17 protein-coding genes are annotated in these 16,488 nt (G+C 68.5%); 9 read left to right on the top strand and 8 right to left on the bottom strand.

What is annotated here, in order from left to right:
* Nucleotides 1-74: 74 nt before the first annotated feature.
* The gene (locus tag AC1DO7_RS30250; protein WP_441615531.1) at nt 75-500 is read right to left on the bottom strand and encodes a GNAT family N-acetyltransferase; all 426 of its coding nucleotides are present in this window, start codon (nt 498-500) and stop codon (nt 75-77) included.
* 224 nt (nt 501-724) lie between these two features.
* On the opposite strand from AC1DO7_RS30250, the gene AC1DO7_RS30245 reads away from it, so the two are divergent.
* From AC1DO7_RS30245 to denD, 7 genes are all read left to right on the top strand, one after another.
* On the top strand, nt 725-1,477 hold the full coding sequence (locus AC1DO7_RS30245) for a FadR/GntR family transcriptional regulator (protein WP_441615529.1): 753 nt from the start codon (nt 725-727) through the stop codon (nt 1,475-1,477).
* Entirely contained in the window at nt 1,461-2,402 is a 942-nt protein-coding gene (gene ltnD, locus AC1DO7_RS30240) for an L-threonate dehydrogenase (protein ID WP_441615527.1), read from the top strand. Before AC1DO7_RS30245 ends, ltnD begins: the two co-directional genes overlap by 17 nt.
* 119 nt (nt 2,403-2,521) lie before the next feature.
* Nucleotides 2,522-3,823 (top strand): 3-oxo-tetronate kinase, encoded by a 1,302-nt coding sequence (gene otnK, locus AC1DO7_RS30235; RefSeq protein WP_441615525.1) that lies wholly within the window; start codon nt 2,522-2,524, stop codon nt 3,821-3,823.
* Complete coding sequence (gene otnC / locus AC1DO7_RS30230; RefSeq protein ID WP_441615523.1) at nt 3,820-4,458, top strand: 3-oxo-tetronate 4-phosphate decarboxylase; 639 nt, start codon at nt 3,820-3,822, stop codon at nt 4,456-4,458. The genes otnK and otnC overlap by 4 nt, the downstream gene beginning before the upstream one ends.
* Nucleotides 4,459-4,620: 162 nt before the next feature.
* Complete coding sequence (locus AC1DO7_RS30225) at nt 4,621-5,973, top strand: MFS transporter (protein WP_477116917.1); 1,353 nt, start codon at nt 4,621-4,623, stop codon at nt 5,971-5,973.
* A 58-nt stretch (nt 5,974-6,031) separates the two neighbouring features.
* A complete protein-coding gene (gene otnI, locus AC1DO7_RS30220; protein WP_441615519.1) occupies nt 6,032-6,814 on the top strand; it encodes a 2-oxo-tetronate isomerase in 783 nt (260 codons plus the stop codon).
* A 76-nt stretch (nt 6,815-6,890) separates the two neighbouring features.
* Nucleotides 6,891-7,877 carry a D-erythronate dehydrogenase gene (gene denD, locus AC1DO7_RS30215; RefSeq protein WP_441615517.1) on the top strand — a complete coding sequence of 329 codons (987 nt, stop codon included), beginning with the start codon at nt 6,891-6,893 and terminating at the stop codon, nt 7,875-7,877.
* Nucleotides 7,878-7,976: 99 nt separating this feature from the next.
* Here denD and AC1DO7_RS30210 read toward each other — a convergent pair whose 3' ends face one another.
* The 3 genes from AC1DO7_RS30210 to AC1DO7_RS30200 all read right to left on the bottom strand — a co-directional run bounded on the left by AC1DO7_RS30210 (nt 7,977) and on the right by AC1DO7_RS30200 (nt 10,738).
* Complete coding sequence (locus tag AC1DO7_RS30210; RefSeq protein WP_441615515.1) at nt 7,977-8,414, bottom strand: YbgC/FadM family acyl-CoA thioesterase; 438 nt, start codon at nt 8,412-8,414, stop codon at nt 7,977-7,979.
* 125 nt (nt 8,415-8,539) lie between these two features.
* Complete coding sequence (locus AC1DO7_RS30205) at nt 8,540-9,526, bottom strand: tripartite tricarboxylate transporter substrate binding protein (protein ID WP_441615513.1); 987 nt, start codon at nt 9,524-9,526, stop codon at nt 8,540-8,542.
* Nucleotides 9,527-9,709: 183 nt separating this feature from the next.
* Nucleotides 9,710-10,738 carry an alpha/beta hydrolase gene (locus AC1DO7_RS30200; protein ID WP_441615511.1) on the bottom strand — a complete coding sequence of 343 codons (1,029 nt, stop codon included), beginning with the start codon at nt 10,736-10,738 and terminating at the stop codon, nt 9,710-9,712.
* Nucleotides 10,739-10,970: 232 nt separating this feature from the next.
* Between AC1DO7_RS30200 and AC1DO7_RS30195 the strand changes: the two genes are divergently transcribed.
* Together AC1DO7_RS30195 and AC1DO7_RS30190 are read left to right on the top strand one after the other, a co-directional pair.
* Nucleotides 10,971-12,119 (top strand): iron-containing alcohol dehydrogenase, encoded by a 1,149-nt coding sequence (locus AC1DO7_RS30195; RefSeq protein ID WP_441615510.1) that lies wholly within the window; start codon nt 10,971-10,973, stop codon nt 12,117-12,119.
* Nucleotides 12,120-12,219: 100 nt separating this feature from the next.
* On the top strand, nt 12,220-12,741 hold the full coding sequence (locus AC1DO7_RS30190) for an O-acetyl-ADP-ribose deacetylase (RefSeq protein ID WP_477116916.1): 522 nt from the start codon (nt 12,220-12,222) through the stop codon (nt 12,739-12,741).
* Between the two features lie 41 nt (nt 12,742-12,782).
* Here AC1DO7_RS30190 and AC1DO7_RS30185 read toward each other — a convergent pair whose 3' ends face one another.
* The 4 genes from AC1DO7_RS30185 to AC1DO7_RS30170 form a co-directional block, all read right to left on the bottom strand.
* Nucleotides 12,783-13,490, bottom strand: a complete 708-nt coding sequence (locus AC1DO7_RS30185; protein ID WP_441615506.1) for an aspartate/glutamate racemase family protein — start codon at nt 13,488-13,490, stop codon at nt 12,783-12,785.
* A 131-nt stretch (nt 13,491-13,621) separates the two neighbouring features.
* Entirely contained in the window at nt 13,622-14,542 is a 921-nt protein-coding gene (locus AC1DO7_RS30180) for an alpha/beta fold hydrolase (protein ID WP_441615504.1), read from the bottom strand.
* A 106-nt stretch (nt 14,543-14,648) separates the two neighbouring features.
* The gene (locus tag AC1DO7_RS30175; protein ID WP_441615502.1) at nt 14,649-15,551 is read right to left on the bottom strand and encodes an SDR family oxidoreductase; all 903 of its coding nucleotides are present in this window, start codon (nt 15,549-15,551) and stop codon (nt 14,649-14,651) included.
* Nucleotides 15,552-15,621: 70 nt separating this feature from the next.
* Nucleotides 15,622-16,488 (bottom strand): glutathione S-transferase C-terminal domain-containing protein (locus AC1DO7_RS30170; RefSeq protein ID WP_477116915.1); only part of this gene is annotated, 867 nt, incomplete at its 5' end.

The following is a 16,488-nucleotide window of genomic DNA, read 5'->3' as shown; positions in this document are numbered from 1 at the left end:
GGCCTGGTGTCTGGCTGGCGGCGAGCGCCTGCGCGCTGCTCGCCCGGCCGCTCTTCCCGCGCGCGTAACGCCGCTCAGCGCAGCGACTTGCGCATCTCCACGTGGGGAATGCCGACTTCGTCGAACGGCTCCCCGACCTGCTCGAAGCCCACGCGCGCATAGAACGGCGCCGCGTGGCTCTGGGCGCTGAGCACCAGTTCGGGATAGCCAAGCTCGACAGCCTTGGCCATCAGCGCCTCCAGCACCTTGGCGCCAACGCCGGTGCCGCGCGCCGCCTTGAGCACGGCCATGCGCCCGATATGGCCATCGGGCAGCAGCCGGCCGGTGGCCAGGGCACTGCCGTCCCCGGCCAGCGCCAGCGCATGCCAGCTCACGTCGTCCCATTCATCCCACTCGAGTTCCACCGGCACGCCCTGCTCTTCGACGAACACGGCGTAACGGATGGCGCGCGCGGTTTCGCGCACTTCGGACCAGGGAGCGAGGCGGATGGAAGTGGTCATGGTGTATCTGCTGCAGCAAAGGTGAGAGGCCGGCGGCAGGCAGGCCTGCCCGGGCGGCCGTCATGATACTACCCACGCGCGCARACGGCTGGCGCGGCCGCCGCGCGGCCATTTCGGCGCACCCGGCGCGCCCGTCACGCAGCCGCGCTAGGGGTAATTCCCGATCGGCATTTCCGCGTCTAAATTTGTATGATGACCATATTACCTAATCACTTGAGACCGCCGTGTTCCAGAAAGTCCCGGCCCGCGCCCTGACCGATACCGTTGCCGAGCAGTTGCTCGAGAAGATCAATGGCGGTGCGTTCGCGCGCGGCGACAAGCTGCCTACCGAGGCCGTGTTGTCCGAGGAATTCGGCGTCAGCCGCACCGTGATCCGCGAGGCCATTGCCCGGCTGCGCCACGAAGGCGTGGTGGAATCGCGCCAGGGCAGCGGCGTATTCGTCACCGAGCAGGCGGGCATCCAGCCCCTGCGCATCGACTACACCGACATCGACACGCTGGAATCCGTGCTGCAGATCGTCGAGCTGCGGCGCGCGATCGAGGCCGAGGTAGCGGCGCAGGCCGCGCGCGGCCGCACCGATGCCAGCATGATGTCCATCGACGCCGCGCTGGCACGCATCGATGCCGAGGAAGCCGCCGGCGGCGACGGCGTGGCTGCGGACGTGGCCTTCCACCGCGCCATTGCCGAGGCCACCGGCAACCCTTATTTCCTCAAGACGCTGGCCTTCCTCAGCCAGTACCTGGAAACCGCCACGCGCGTGACCCGGACCAACGAAGCACGCCGCGCGGACTTCTCGCGGCAGGTGCGCGAGGAGCACCAGTCCATCGTCGCGGCAATCCGCGCCGGCGACGCGCTGGCCGCCCGCAACGCGGCCCAGACCCATATGTACAACGCGGCCCGGCGCCTGTCGCAAGGCAGCCAGCCGGACACCGGGGCCGACCTCGGTGGTGCCGCCCCGCGTGGTCCGTCCAACTGACCGCCGCCCTTTTCGCAGGAGTTCCCTCATGAGTAAATCGATTGGCGTCATCGGCCTTGGCGCGATGGGCAATGGCGTGGCGCATAGCCTGCTGCGCGCCGGCTTCAAGGTGCACGCCTGCGACCTGCGGCCCGAAGTGCTGCAGCGCTTTGCCGACGCCGGTGGCACGCCCTGCGCGAGCCCGCTTGAGCTCGGCCGCCAGTGCGATGTGGTGGTGACGCTGGTGGTCAACGCCGCGCAGACCGAAGCCGTGCTGTTCGGCGAGAACGGCGCGGCGGGCGCGATGCGCCCCGGCACGCTGGTGATCGCCAGCGCCACCGTGCCGCCGAGCTTTGCCGAAGCACTGGGCAAGCGCCTGGGCGAGGCCGGCATCCTGCTGCTGGACGCGCCGGTCTCCGGCGGCGCCGCCCGTGCCGCCAGCGGCGAGATGACCATGATGACCTCCGGCCCCGCCGAAGCCTACGCGCTCGCCGAAGACGTGCTGGCCGCCATGGCCGGCAAGGTCTACCGCCTGGGCAACGCGCACGGCGCGGGGTCCAAGGTCAAGATCATCAACCAGTTGCTGGCCGGCGTGCATATCGCCGCGGCCGCCGAGGCCATGGCGCTGGGCCTGCGCGAAGGCGTGGACGCCGACGCCCTGTACGAAGTCATCACCAACAGCGCGGGCAACTCGTGGATGTTCGAGAACCGCGTGCCGCACATCCTGGCCGGCGACTACACGCCGCTGTCGGCGGTAGACATCTTCGTCAAGGATCTCGGCCTCGTGCTCGACACCGCGCGCGCCAGCAAATTCCCGCTGCCGCTGTCGGCCGCGGCGCACCAGATGTTCATGATGGCCTCCAGTGCCGGGCATGGCGGCGAAGACGATTCCGCCGTGATCAAGGTGTTCCCCGGCATCGAGCTGCCGCCGGCCAAAGCCAGCTGAGGCCAGCTGAGGCCAACTGAGGCCAGCTGAGGCCATCTAAGGCCAGGCCAGACAGGTCCGCGCGCGGCCAGACGAAAGCCCGCGCGAGACGCCATGCAAGAGCGAACGAGACAAACGAGATGACCACGCCCAATCCGCCGCGCGCCCTGCTCGGCTGCATCGCCGACGATTTCACCGGCGCCACCGACCTCGCCAACACGCTGGTGCGCAATGGCATGCGTACCGTGCAGACCATCGGCGTGCCCGCCGGCGGCGCCACGCTGCCCGGCGTGGAACAGGCCGACGCGCTGGTGGTGGCACTGAAGTCGCGCACCATTCCCGCCGCCGACGCCGTCGCGCAATCGCTGGACGCGCTGCGCTGGCTGCAGGCCCAGGGCTGCCGCCAGTTCTTCTTCAAGTACTGCTCCACCTTCGACTCCACCGACGCGGGCAATATCGGCCCGGTGGCGCAGGCGCTGCTGGCCGCGCTGGGCAGCGATTTCACCATCGCCTGCCCGGCCTTCCCGGAAAACGGCCGCACCATCTTCCGCGGCCACCTGTTCGTGGGCGACGCGCTGCTCAATGAATCCGGCATGGAAAACCACCCGCTCACGCCGATGCACGACGCCAGCCTGGTGCGCGTGCTGCAGCGCCAGAGCGAGGGCAAGGTGGGCCTGCTGCGCTACGACACCGTGGCGCGCGGCAGCGACGCCACCGGGCAAGCCATCGCCGCGCTGCGCGGCGATGGCGTGCGCATGGCCATCGCCGATGCGCTCAGCGATGCCGACCTGCATACGCTTGGCGAGGCCTGTGCCGGGCTGCCGCTGCTCACCGGCGGCTCCGGCCTGGCGCTCGGGCTGCCGGCCAACTTCCGCCGCGCCGGCCTGTTGCCCGAACGCGCCGACGCCGACCAGGTCGCGCCGGTCGACGGCCCGGCCCTGGTGCTGGCCGGCAGCGCGTCGAAGGCGACCAACGGCCAGGTGGCGCAGTGGCTGGCGCAGAACCGCCCCGCCCTGCGCCTCGATCCGCTGGCGCTGGCCGAAGGCGCGCCGCTGGTCGACGAGGCGCTGGCACTGATCGCCGCCCACCGCGAGCCGGTACTGGTCTACGCCACCACCACGCCCGAACAGGTCAAGGCCGCGCAGGCGGCGCTGGGCGTGGAACGTGCCGGACACCTGGTCGAGCAGGCCCTGGCCGCCATCGCCGCGCAGGCGAAGGCGCGCGGCACGCGCCGCTTCGTGGTGGCGGGAGGCGAGACCTCCGGCGCCGTGGTGCAGGCACTCGGCGTGCAGGCGTTGCGCATCGGCGCGCAGATCGCGCCGGGCGTGCCGGCCACCGTCACGCTCGAAGCGCAGCCGCTGGCGCTGGCGCTCAAGTCCGGCAACTTCGGCGGCGTGGATTTCTTCGACGAAGCGCTGCGCCAGCTGGGAGGCCAGGCATGAGCAAGGAAGCCGGCCTGCGCGAGGAGATCTGCCGCATCGGCGCAAGCCTCTACCAGCGCGGCTACACGGTGGGCAGCGCCGGCAATATCAGCGCCCGGCTCGACGACGGCTGGCTGATCACGCCGACCGACGCCTGCCTCGGCATGCTGGACCCGGCCGCCATCGCCAAGGTGGACAGCGCCGGGGCCTGGGTGGCGGGCGACAAGCCCTCCAAGACGCTGACCCTGCACCGTGCCATCTACGACAACAACCCGCAGGCCAACGGCGTGGTCCACACGCATTCCACCCACCTGGTGGCGCTGAGCCTGGCGGGCGCCTGGCAGCCGGACGACGTGCTGCCGCCGATCACGCCTTACTACGTGATGAAAGTCGGGCATATCCCGCTGATTCCGTATCACCGCCCGGGCGATCCGGCCGTCGCCGCGCGCGTCGCCGCGCTGGCCGCGGAAGTGCGCGGCGTGCTGCTGGCCCGGCTGGGGCCGGTGGTGTGGGAAACCACGGTTTCGCGCGCGGCTTTCGCGCTGGAGGAACTCGAAGAAACCGCCAGGCTCTGGCTGATGCTCAAGGACAAGCCCGATCCGCTCGACGAGCACGCCCTGGCCGAGCTGCGCGACACCTTCAAGGCGCGCTGGTAGCGCCAGGCCCGCACGGCGCGCGGCCAGGCCGGGCGCCGGCAGGAACCGATCACAAACCAAGCAGGACCGCTGCACCGCACGCCCGCCGCTGACGCCCGGGCCGCGGCAAGGACAGCGTTCGCCCGCGAGCCGCGCAACGGCCCGCGCAACCAGGAGACGACAATGACCACATCCACCGAGGCCTCCCGGGCAGCCATGCCCGGCGCCCCCAAGGGCGCCGCCAGCGCGCTCGACCACGACATCGAGAAGCGCGCCTACAGCAAGGTGTTCTGGCACATCATGCMCTTCCTCATGCTGTGCTACGTGATCGCGTATCTCGACCGCGTCAACGTAGGCTTCGCCAAGCTGCAGATGGCGCAGGACCTGGCCTTCTCGGAGACCGTGTTCGGCCTCGGCGCCGGCCTGTTCTTCATCGGCTATTTTCTCTTCGAGGTGCCCAGCAACCTGCTGATGCACAAGCTCGGCGCGCGCATCTGGATCGCGCGGATCATGATCACCTGGGGCCTGATCTCGGCGCTGTTCGTGTTCGTCAAGACGCCCACCACCTTCTACATCATGCGCTTCCTGCTCGGCCTGGCCGAAGCGGGCTTCTACCCGGGCGTGATCCTCTACCTGACCTACTGGTATCCCGCGCACAGGCGCGCCAAGATGATCGCGCTGTTCATGTCGGGCATTCCGGTGGCCGGCATGTTCGGCAATCCGCTGTCGGGCTTCATCATGGACGCCTTCCACGACTACGGCGGCATGCGCGGCTGGCAATGGATGTTCCTGCTGGAGGCCCTGCCCGCGCTGCTGATCGGCGTGGTCACGGTGTTCGTGCTCAAGAACGGCATCGACCAGGCGCCGTGGCTGGACGCCGACGAAAGACGCGTGCTCAAGCGCAATATCGAGGAAGACGCGCGCCAGGCCGATGCCTCGGGCACGGGCCACTCGCTGCGCGCCGTGTTCTCCGACCGCCGCGTGTGGTGGATGTGCCTGATCTACTTCTGCTTCGTCACCGGGCAATATGCACTGACCTTCTGGATGCCCACGCTGGTCAAGACCAGCGGCGTGCAGGGCAACCTCAATATCGGCCTGCTCAGCGCGATTCCGTTCCTCTGCGCCATCGTGGTGATGAACGTCCTCGGCCACAGCGCCGACGCCCGCCGCGAGCGCCGCTGGCACCTGATCGTGCCCTCGCTGATGGGCGCCGTCGGCTTTGCGATCGCGGCCTCGTTTACCCACAATACGGTGGTGGCCATCGCCGCGCTGTCCCTGGCCGCCGCCGGCGTGCTGACCTGCGCCCCGTTGTTCTGGTCGCTGCCCACCGCCTTCCTGTCCGGCGTGGCCGCCGCTTCCGGCATCGCGGTGGTCAATTCGGTGGGCAACCTGGCGGGCTTTGTGGCACCTTACATGGTGGGCTTCCTGACCGACCTCACGCACAGCACGCAGTCGAGCATGTATGTGCTGTCGGCCATGCTGGTGATCGGCGCCACGCTGGTCTGGCTGACGCCGGCGAAGCTGGTGAACCGCTGAGGCTCGCCACCAAGACAAGCACGACGAGACAACAACGCAATCTCTCCTGGAGTACCGCATGCCGCGCTTTGCCGCCAACCTCTCGATGATGTACACCGAGCACGCCTTCCTGGACCGCTTCGCCGCCGCCGCGGCGGACGGCTTCAAGGCCGTGGAGTACCTGTTCCCGTACGAGCACGCCGCCGCCGAGATCCGCGCGCGCCTGGATGCCAACGGGCTGGCGCAGGCGCTGTTCAACGCGCCGCCGGGCGACTGGAACGCCGGCGAGCGCGGCATGGCCGCCCTGCCCGGGCGCGAGGCCGAGTTCCGCGAGACCGTGGCCCGCGCGCTGCAATACGCTGCCGTGATCGGCAATGACAAGATCCACGTGATGGCCGGGCTGGTGCCCGCCGGCGCGGACCTCGCGCGCCATCGCGCCTGCTACCTGGAGAACCTGGCGTATGCCGCGCGCGCCGCCGCCGCGCAGGGCGTGACCGTGCTGATCGAGCCGATCAACGGGCGCGACATGCCTGGCTATTTCCTCAGCCGCCAGGACGACGGCCAGGCCATCTGCCGCGAAGTCGGCGCGGCCAACCTGAAGGTGCAGTTCGACTGCTATCACTGCCAGATCGTGGAAGGCGACCTCGCCGTCAAGCTCAAGCGCGACTTCGCCGGCATCGGCCATATCCAGATCGCCGGCGTGCCCGAGCGGCACGAACCGGACCTGGGCGAGCTGAACTATCCCTACCTGTTCGAGGTGATCGACAGCCTGGGCTACGACGGCTGGATCGGCTGCGAATACCGCCCGCGCGCCGGCACCTCGGCCGGGCTGGGCTGGCTCAAGCCCTACCTCAAGGGCTGAACGCTTCAAGGCGTCAAGCAAATCAAGCAAATCAAGCAACGCATGCCGCCCCCGGCGGCATAACCGGAAGACAAAGATGCACGTACTGATCACCGGCGGCGCGGGCTTTCTCGGCCTGCAGCTCGCCCGCCTGCTGCTCAAGCGCGGCTCCCTGGACATCGGCGGCAAGCCCGTCGCCATCGAAGGCCTGACGCTGCTCGACGTGGTCGCGCCGCCTCCGCTCGACGACGCGCGCGTGCGCGTGGTCACCGGCGACCTGTCGGACTCCGCCGTGCTGGCGCAGGCCATCGACGCCCGCACCGGCGCCGTGTTCCACCTCGCGGCCGTGGTCAGCGGCCAGGCCGAGGCGGATTTCGAACTCGGCATGCGCGTCAACCTGGATGCCGCCCGCGCGCTGCTGGAAACCTGCCGCGCGCTGCACCAGCAGCACGGCCACCGCCCGCGCGTGGTGTTCACCAGCTCGGTCGCGGTGTACGGCGGCACCCTGCCCGCCGTGGTACAGGACGATACCGCCCTCAACCCGCAATCGTCCTACGGCGCGCAGAAGGCCATCGGCGAACTGCTGCTGTCCGACTACAGCCGGCGCGGCTTTGTCGACGGCCGCGTGCTGCGCCTGCCCACCATCAGCGTGCGTCCGGGCAAGCCCAACGCCGCGGCCTCGTCGTTCGCCAGCGGCATCATCCGCGAGCCGCTCGCCGGCGAAGCCGCCAACTGCCCCGTCGCGCCGGATACGCCGCTGTGGCTGCTGTCCCCGCGCGGCGCCATCGCGGCGCTCGTGCGCGGCATGGAACTCGACGGCGAGGCCTTCGGCGAACGCCGTACCGTCAACCTGCCCGGACTGTCGGTCACGCCCAGGCAGATGGTGGCGGCGCTGCGGGAAGTGGCCGGCGATTTCGTCGCCGACCGCGTGACCTGGGAGCGCGATGCGCGCATCGAGAACATCGTCGGCACCTGGCCGGCGGCCTGGAATACGGCGCGGGCGCTGGCGCTTGGCTTTGTCGGCGACGACAGGTTCGAGTCGGTGATCCGCGGCTATATGGAGGATGCCGGGATCGCGGCGTGACCCCGTGAAACAGTCGGCTTCGCGGCATCAGCTTTGCGGCATCAGGTGCGCCGCGAAGCTGCCTTGCCGCCTTGCCACGGAAGCCGCGCCGGGCGCTGCTCAGCCCTCCGGCGTCACCACCTCGTAGCTCAGGATCTTCTCCCGCACCGCGCCCGGGACGGGTGTCGACTTGCGGCTCTCGGGATCGGCGCACACATAGACGATCTCGCCGGTGATCAGGTGCTCGTCGCCCCTGTACATCTCCACCCGGAACAGCATGCTCGAGCGCCCCATGCGGGCAATCCGGCCGCGGATGTCCAGCACATCGTCGAAGCGCGCCGAAGCGTGGTACTCCAGCGTCGACTTGACCACGAAGATATCCACGCCATGCGCGTGCAGCACGTCCTCGGGATAACGGATGCCCACGTCGCGCCAATACTCGGTCACGCAGATATCGCAGTAAGTCAGGTAGTGGGCATTGAAGACGATCGATTGCGGATCGACCTCGGCCCAGCGCACGCGCAGCGGCATGCTGTGGCGGAATTGTTCCTTGGCCATGCGGCTTGTCTCCTGGCGGCCGCGCAGCGGCCTGGGCCAAAGCGGGGCCTGGATGGTAAAGCGGCGCCGGCCCATGACGGGCCGGCGCCGTGAGGCTGCGGGCGCGGCAGCGCCCCAGTCGTCGATTATTGCGGCTTGTTCAGGCCCAGCTTGTCGATGATGGCCTTTTCCTTCTTCACCGTCTCGGCGGCGAAGCGGGCGTACTGCTCGCTGTTCATGTAGTACGGCTCCATGTCGAACTTGGCCAGCGACTCGCGGTAGTTCGGCATCTCCATGGCCTTCTTGAAGGCGTCATGCAGCTTCTTGACGATAGCCGGGTCGGTGCCCTTGGGCGCCACGATGCCGAACGGCGAAGTCTGCACGATGCCGATGCCCAGTTCCTTGAGCGTCGGTACGTTGGGGAAGCGCGCCGAGCGCTTCTCGCCCCAGGTCGACAGCAGGCGCAGCTTGCCGGACTCCACATACGGCGCCCAGGCCGGGGTATCGGCCACCGACATCACGTGGCCGCCCAGCAGGGCCTGCATCGATTCCGAGTTGCCCTTGTACGGGATATGCGAGAACTGCACGTTCTGCTTCATGGCGAGTTCTTCCATGGTCAGGTGCAGCGTGGTCATCGAGCCCGGCGAGCCGTAGGTGAGCTTGCCCGGATTGGCGCGCGCGTAAGCGATGTATTCCTGCATCGTCTTGATCGGCGAATCCACCGGTACCACCAGGCCGAACGAATAGCCGGCCAGGTTGATCACGTAGCTCAGGTCCTTGACCGGATCCCAGTTGATCTTGGTGGTGTACGGCAGGCGGTAGACGGGCATGGCGACCTGCGCCAGCGTGTAGCCGTCCGGCTGGGTCGATTGCATCAGCTGGGCCGGCAGCACGCCACCCGCGCCAGGCTTGTTCTCGATGATCACCGGCTGGCCGAGGATCTTGGAAGCGTTTTCCGCCAGCACGCGGAACGGCAGGTCGGTCGAGCCGCCGGCGGTATAGCCGATGATYAGGCGCACCGGCCGTTGCGGGAATTTGTCCGCCTGTGCCTGGGCGGGCGCGCTGGCCAGGCCCAGGGATGCCGCGGTGGCGGCGAGCACGCCCGCATGGGCGAGGAATTGGCGGCGTTGCATGAGTCTCTGTCTCCTATTGCTACGGTTGCTACTGTTGCTGTTGCTATTGCTATTGCTTCTTCTGCTTCTGCTTCTGCTTCTGCATCTACTTCTGATTCAAGCGATACGCCTGGGGCCCTGCGGGTGAAGCCGGGCCATCGGGTTTTGCGGCCGCGTCCTGATGGCTGCCAGCGGCAGCCCTGCTCAAGCGTGGCCGAAAGCGGTACGCAAGGCAGCGACGGCATCCGCGTGGGCGCCCGCCACCGCCGGGACGAAACGTCCCAGCTTGAAGAAATCATGGATCATGCCCGGGTAGTCGGCCAGTACCGCCGGCACGCCCGCGGCACGCAGCTTGGCCGCGTAGGCCACGCCTTCATCGTGCAGCGGGTCATAGCCGGCCACGGCGATCCAGGCCGGGCAGCAGCCTTGCACATCGGCGCCGCAGCCGCCGCCATCGAGCGGGGCGAAGCGCCAGTCGTCGCGGCTGGCCTCGTTATCGAGGTACTGCGAGAAAAACCACTGGATCATCGGACCGGTCAGCAAGTAACCCTCGGCCAGCGCACGGTGCGAAGGCGTGTCCTGACGCGCACTGGTGCCGGGGTAGACCAGCATCTGCAGCACGGGCGCCAGGCCAAGGTCGCGCGCGTGCACGGCGCAGGCCGCGGCAAGCGTGCCGCCTGCGCTGTCGCCGCCCAATGCGATGCGGGCGGGGTCGGCGCCAAGGCGGGCGGCTTCGTGGAAAACCCACTGCATGACGTCGAACGCGTCGTTGGCCGCATAGGGAAACTTCCACACCGGACCGAGCCGGTAGTCCACCGACAGCACCATGCAGTCGCCGTGCGCGCAAAGCAGGCGGCACAGCGGGTCGTGCGAATTGACGCTGCCAACCGTAAAGCCACCGCCGTGGAAGTACAGCAGCAGCGGCAGCGGCTCGGCCCAGCTGGCCGCGCGCGGCGCGTACAGGCGCGCGGGGATCTCATAGCCATCGCGCGCCGGCACCGTCAGGTTTTCCACGCTGTGCACCGGCAGCGGCGCGATATCCATGATGGGCGCGCTCTTCTCGTACGCGGTCTTGGCGTCGATCGGGTCCAGCTCATGGATGCTGGGCCGCTTGACTCGCCCGATCAGCTCCAGCAGCGCCGCCACCTGCGGATCGAGCGCAGCCGAAGGCATGCCGGGCATGGCAGGCGCAAGCTGGGCGGACCCGGTTGGCGAGGCAGGAGCAGCGGTCATAGGCGGTCAGTCCAGGGTTGGCAGACTTCCGGCGCGAGCCGGAGGTCGGAATCCGGGCGATGCGACCCGCCCGGGTTCGAATTGTGAACGATCGTTCGATTTTAGTATGATTCCAGATGTTTCGGCAGCAAAGCAATGGAAATTTCCCCGGGGCTGGTCAGCCCGGCACGTTTTGCGCGATCATCGACCATCGTCAAACAATAAGACATCCTCACCGACGGAGACAGCATAGATGGCCTTCATTTATTACCTGACCCACATCCACCTGGACTTCGGCACCATCGGCCAGCTCAAGGCAGAGTGCGAGCGCATCGGCATCCGCCGCCCGCTGCTGGTGACCGACAAGGGCGTGGTTGCCGCCGGCGTGGCGCAACAGGCCATCGATGCGCTGGGCGGCCTGCCCCATGCCGTGTTCGACGAAACGCCTTCCAACCCGACCGAAGCCATGGTCAAGAAGGCCGCGGCCCTTTACCGCGAAGGCGGCTGCGACGGCCTGGTGGCGGTGGGCGGCGGCTCGTCCATCGACCTGGCCAAGGGCATCGCCATCCTGGCCACTCACCCCGGCGAGCTGACCACCTACGCCACCATCGAAGGCGGCAGCGCGAAGATCACCGAGAAGGCCGCGCCGCTGATCGCCGTGCCCACCACCTCCGGCACCGGCAGCGAAGTGGCGCGTGGCGCCATCATCATCCTGGAAGACGGGCGCAAGCTCGGCTTCCACTCCTGGCACCTGTTGCCGAAATCCGCCATCTGCGACCCCGGCCTCACGCTGGGCCTGCCCGCGGGCCTGACCGCGGCCACCGGCATGGACGCCATCGCGCATTGCGTGGAGACCTTCCTCGCCCCCGCCTTCAACCCACCCGCCGACGGCATCGCGCTGGATGGCCTGGAACGCGGCTGGAAGCATATCGAGCGCGCCACGCGCGACGGCCAGGACCGCGACGCGCGCCTGAACATGATGAGCGCCTCGATGCAGGGCGCGATGGCCTTCCAGAAGGGACTGGGCTGCGTGCATTCGCTGTCGCATCCGCTCGGCGGCCTCAAGATCGACGGCAGGACCGGCCTGCACCACGGCACGCTCAACGCCGTGGTGATGCCCGCGGTGCTGCGCTTCAACGCCGACGCGCCCGGCGTGGTGCGCGACAATCGCTACGCCCGCCTGCGCCACGCCATGGGCCTGCCCGAGGGCGCCGACCTGGCCCGGGCCGTGCACGACATGACCGCCCGCCTCGGCCTGCCCACCGGGCTGCGCCAGATGGGCGTCACCGAGGACATGTTCGACAAGGTGATCTCCGGCGCGCTGCTGGATCATTGCCACAAGACCAACCCGAAAGAGGCCAGCGCGGCGGACTACCGGCGTATGCTGGAGGAATCCATGTAAGTAGGGCGGCGGGCCGGCCAGCCAGGCGTGCAGGACCGCCGTGAAGATCCAGTTTCATCCAGGTTCATTCAGCTTCATCCCACCAGCACGGAGAGAAGTTATGACAGGGGAACACCTGCAGGTCTTGCACGGAGACATCACCCGCATGGAGGTTGACGCCATCGTCAACGCCGCCAACAGTGGCCTGCTCGGCGGGGGAGGCGTCGATGGCGCCATCCATGGCGCCGGCGGGCCAGCCATCATGGCTGCCTGCCGCGGCATCCGGGAAACCAAGGGCGGCTGTCCCACCGGACAGGCGGTCATCACCACCGGCGGCCTGTTGCCCGCGCCCTATGTGATCCACGCGGTCGGCCCGGTCTGGGAAGGTGGCGACAACAACGAGGATGCCCTCCTCGCCAGTGCCTACCAGTCCAGCGTGGCGCTGGCCGCCCAGCACAAGCTGCGCACCATCGCCTTTCCCAATATCAGCACCGGCATCTACGGCTTCCCGCGCGAGCGCGCCGTCGACATCGCCATCGACGCGGTGCGCAAGGCGCTGGCCTCTGCGCCCAGCATCGAGCAAGTCAGTTTTGTCTGCTTCGATGATGAGAACTACAGGCTCTACCGGCAGCGCCTGRGCTGAAGCCGGCCGCCCTGCGCGCGCGGCCATGCGCGCRCAGGCGGCTATGCAGCCACCACTCCCTCCAACGCCCGGCTCACCGCCGCCTGCGCATGCAGCGCGGTGGTGTCGAACACCGGCAGCGGCACGTCGTCCTGGCCGATCAGCAGCGCGATCTCGGTACAGCCGAGGATCACGCCGCCAGCGCCCTGCGCGCGCAGGCCGTCGATGACGCGCTTGTACGCCTCGCGCGAGGCTTCGCGCACCACGCCGTGGCAGAGCTCGTCGTAGATGATGCCGTGCACCAGCGCGCGCTCCTCCCGGCCGGGTACCACCGCCTCGATGCCGTGCTTCTCCAGCATGCGGCCGCGGTAGAAGTCCTGTTCCATGGTGAAGGCGGTGCCGAGCAGGCCCACACGCATGATGCCGGCATCGCGCAGCGCTTGCGCGGTGGGGTCGACGATGTGGAGAAAGGGAATGTCGAGGGCCGCTTCGATGGCGGGTGCAACGCGGTGCATGGTGTTGGTGCAGAGCACCACGAAATCCGCGCCGGCGGCCTGTACCTGCAGCGCAGCTTCCTGCATGCCCTCGGCAAGCTCGTCCCAGCGTTCGGCATGCTGGAGCGCCTTGACCTGCTCGAAACTGACCGTGACCATGACGCTGCGCGCGTTGTGGTGGCCGCCGAGGCGCCGTTTCATGTCCTGGTTGATCAGCCGGTAGTACTCGGCCGAGGACTCCCAGCTCATGCCGCCGATCAGTCCGATGGTTTTCATCTTGCCCTTCCCTGCGCACCCGGCGCTGTCCGAATCGGGCCACTGTAGCAGGCGGCGGCGCCCCGCCCCATGCACAGTGGCCGGCATTGCGGCCGGGCCAGCGCTGCCAGGCCGGCCCGGCCGCCCGGCGCTCAGGGCAAGGCGCTGCGGATCAGCAGGTTGATGCGCTCTGGCTGCTCGTGCACCACCCAGTGGGTGCCGTCGGGGATACGTTCGAGCCGCATGTCCGGCACGAACTGCTCGAGCCCGTCCAGCAGGCTCTTGGGCAGCGCGGTATCGCGCTCGCCCCAGATCACCATCGTGGGCACCCGCACCGTGAAGGCGGCCGGATCCAGCTTGGAGATATCGGGCGGCGTTTCGCCAGGGCCCGGCGGATGCATGGGCGAGGCGCGATAGTAGTTGACGCCGCCGGTCAGCGAGTGCGATCCGGCCGCGCCCGGCTGCGACCAGGCCGCGTGGTATTTTTCGCGGGTTTCGCCGCTGAACCAGGGCGCCGGCTGCTTGCCCTGCCCGTGCAGGAAGCTCTCCAGCCTGGCGAAGCCGTCCGCGGCCAGCGCCTCTTCCGAGCCCGGCTGGCGCAGCCAGTTCATATAGGCCGATGCGGCCTGCTGCTCCGGATTGCCGACCAGCGCCTTGGCGAACAGATAGGGATGCGGCGAATTGATGATGACCAGCCGCTCGACCAGTTGCGGGAACTGGATGGCCAGGTTCCAGCAGATCGCCCCGCCCCAGTCATGCGCCACCACCACGCAACGCGAATAGCCCAGCGCGTTGACCAGTTGCACCAGGTCCTCGACGATGTGGCGTGGCCGGTAAGCCTCCACCTCGGCCGGCTTGCTGGACAGGTTGAAGCCGCGCAGGTCCGGCGCCACCGCGAAATGGGTCTTGCCGAATTCGGCGAGCTGGGCTTCCCACTCGAACCAGAATTCCGGGAAGCCGTGCACGAACAGCACCAGCGGCTTGCCCCGCTCGCCCGCGCTGGCGTAATGCAGGCGCGTGCCGTTGGGCAGGGTGGCGAACTGCAGGTGACGAATGACTGCAGGTTTGGTCATGGATTCCTCCCTTGCCGCGATGGACGATTGTCTGTGACTGCCGCGCCGGAAGCGGATGCCCGCCGCCGGCGCTCCAAAGGATAGCCTCGCTGCGTTGCCGCCCCGGTTACCCGCGCAGCGCCGCCACCAGCCCCGCGCGCACCTCTGGCTTGTCGCTGAACGGGTCGCTGGGGTTGCGCTGGTTGATGATATCTTCGAAACGCTGCTGCACGGGAGCCAGTTGCTGCGGATGCGAGTAGATATAGAAGCCATTGTCGCGGATCGCGTCGAAGGTGATCTGCGCCACTTCCGCAGCCGTCACCTTGCCCGAGCTGACCGCCTTGTCCGACATGGCCTGCGAGACCAGCTGCGAGCGCGTGAGCGGGCCCTCGTTGGCCAGGTCCGCCGGGCGGTTGCGGCCCGACTTGGTGATGCCGGTCGGCACGAAATACGGGCACAGCACCGAGCAATGGACCTGCTCGCTGACCAGGCTCAGGTCCTGGTACAGCGATTCCGACAACGAGACGACCGCGTGCTTGGACACGTTGTACACGCCCATCGCCGGCGGGCTGAGCAGCCCGGCCATCGAGGCGGTATTGACGATATGGCCTTCGAACGAAGGATCCTTCTCTGCCGCGGCCAGCATCAGCGGCGTGAAGATGCGCACGCCGTGGATGACGCCATAGAGATTGACGCCCAGCACCCACTCCCAGTCGCGCTCGGAGTTTTCCCACATCAGGCCGCCCGCGCCCACGCCCGCGTTGTTGAACAGCAGGTTGACCTGTCCGAAGGCGGTCATCGCGGCATCGGCCAGCGCCTGCACCTGTTCGGCCTTCGACACATCCACGCGCACGCCGATCACCTGCACGCCCTGGGCCTTGAACTCGGCGACCGTGGCGTCCAGCACGTCCTCCTGCACATCGGCCAGCACCAGCTTCATGCCGAGCCCGGCACCGATCCTGGCGAACTCCTTGCCGAAACCGGATGCGCCGCCAGTGATCACTGCCACTTTGCCCTGGAATTGCTTCATGTTGTCTGCCTCTCGTTGATACGTTGTCGTATTGGCATTGCTGCGATGCCTTCCCTGTGCGCCGCCGGCCTTAGCCGGCCCGCCTGACTTCGTAACCCTGCCGCGGGAAATGCACGTTGACCGCGCCGGCGCGCGGGTCCTGGCGCCGCAGCACGGCACGCTGCGCGTCCAGCGCCACCAGCACGCCCGCCACGGGATCGCGCGCGTAGTCGGTCGGTGTCACGGTGACCGCTTCGCCGGCCTCGAAGCCTGAGCCCGCGGACACGCTGCCGGGCTGCGCCACGGGATCGGCATGCTGCGCCACGTCCAGCGCCGCGCCGCTGTCGATCACGCGCACCTTGCCGTGGCCGAAGGCCTGCATGCGGGCATACCAGGCCTGCACGGCCGGATACGCGTCGAGCAGCCTGGCCAGCTCGCTGGCGCGGCGGATAAACCAGACGTTGTGGTAGAGCGAGAAGTCCGCCACCGACAGCGCCGGCCCCGCCACGTGGGCCACGCCTGCCTTGAACTGCTGCTCGAGGCGGCCGAAGGTCTCGTGCAGCAGCGCGATGGCCTCGGACAGCGGCATGCGCAGGCCGTTGCCGTCGCCGCGCATGGCCTTGCGGTCCGCCGTGAATGCCTGGATCTGCGCGGGCGTGAGATGGCCAAGCATGCTTTGCGCGCCGGCCGGCTGGAACAGGTAGGTGACGGCGACGGTAAACAGCGCCGTGTCGAGCCAGTGCGCGGCGATGCGCGCCGCGGCCGCCTGCCCGGCGGGATAGAGCGCCGGCGCCGGCGCCGGCGCCGCGGCGTCGATCACCTCGCAGATCAGCGCGGAGTCGCAATAGATGTCGGCGCCGACCTGCAGGATCGGCGTGCGGCGGTAACCGCCGGTGAGCGCCACCACATCGGGCTTGGGCAGGATCGGCGGGATTTCCACCGCCTGCCAGTCCAGGCC

Source organism: Cupriavidus sp. 05N40 (assembly GCF_056397305.1).
The sequence above is the reverse complement of the archived record's forward strand: the minus strand, read 5'-3'. Positions and strand labels throughout refer to the sequence as shown.

Excerpts from the sequence above, each read along its gene's own strand:
- AC1DO7_RS30250 (WP_441615531.1), bottom strand. The coding sequence starts at position 500 with ATGACCACTTCCATCCGCCTCGCTCCCTGGTCCGAAGTGCGCGAAACC.
- otnK (WP_441615525.1), top strand. The coding sequence starts at position 2,522 with ATGACCACGCCCAATCCGCCGCGCGCCCTGCTCGGCTGCATCGCCGAC.
- otnC (WP_441615523.1), top strand. The coding sequence starts at position 3,820 with ATGAGCAAGGAAGCCGGCCTGCGCGAGGAGATCTGCCGCATCGGCGCA.
- otnI (WP_441615519.1), top strand. The coding sequence starts at position 6,032 with ATGCCGCGCTTTGCCGCCAACCTCTCGATGATGTACACCGAGCACGCC.
- denD (WP_441615517.1), top strand. The coding sequence starts at position 6,891 with ATGCACGTACTGATCACCGGCGGCGCGGGCTTTCTCGGCCTGCAGCTC.
- AC1DO7_RS30210 (WP_441615515.1), bottom strand. The coding sequence starts at position 8,414 with ATGGCCAAGGAACAATTCCGCCACAGCATGCCGCTGCGCGTGCGCTGG.
- AC1DO7_RS30200 (WP_441615511.1), bottom strand. The coding sequence starts at position 10,738 with ATGACCGCTGCTCCTGCCTCGCCAACCGGGTCCGCCCAGCTTGCGCCT.
- AC1DO7_RS30195 (WP_441615510.1), top strand. The coding sequence starts at position 10,971 with ATGGCCTTCATTTATTACCTGACCCACATCCACCTGGACTTCGGCACC.
- AC1DO7_RS30185 (WP_441615506.1), bottom strand. The coding sequence starts at position 13,490 with ATGAAAACCATCGGACTGATCGGCGGCATGAGCTGGGAGTCCTCGGCC.
- AC1DO7_RS30180 (WP_441615504.1), bottom strand. The coding sequence starts at position 14,542 with ATGACCAAACCTGCAGTCATTCGTCACCTGCAGTTCGCCACCCTGCCC.
- AC1DO7_RS30175 (WP_441615502.1), bottom strand. The coding sequence starts at position 15,551 with ATGAAGCAATTCCAGGGCAAAGTGGCAGTGATCACTGGCGGCGCATCC.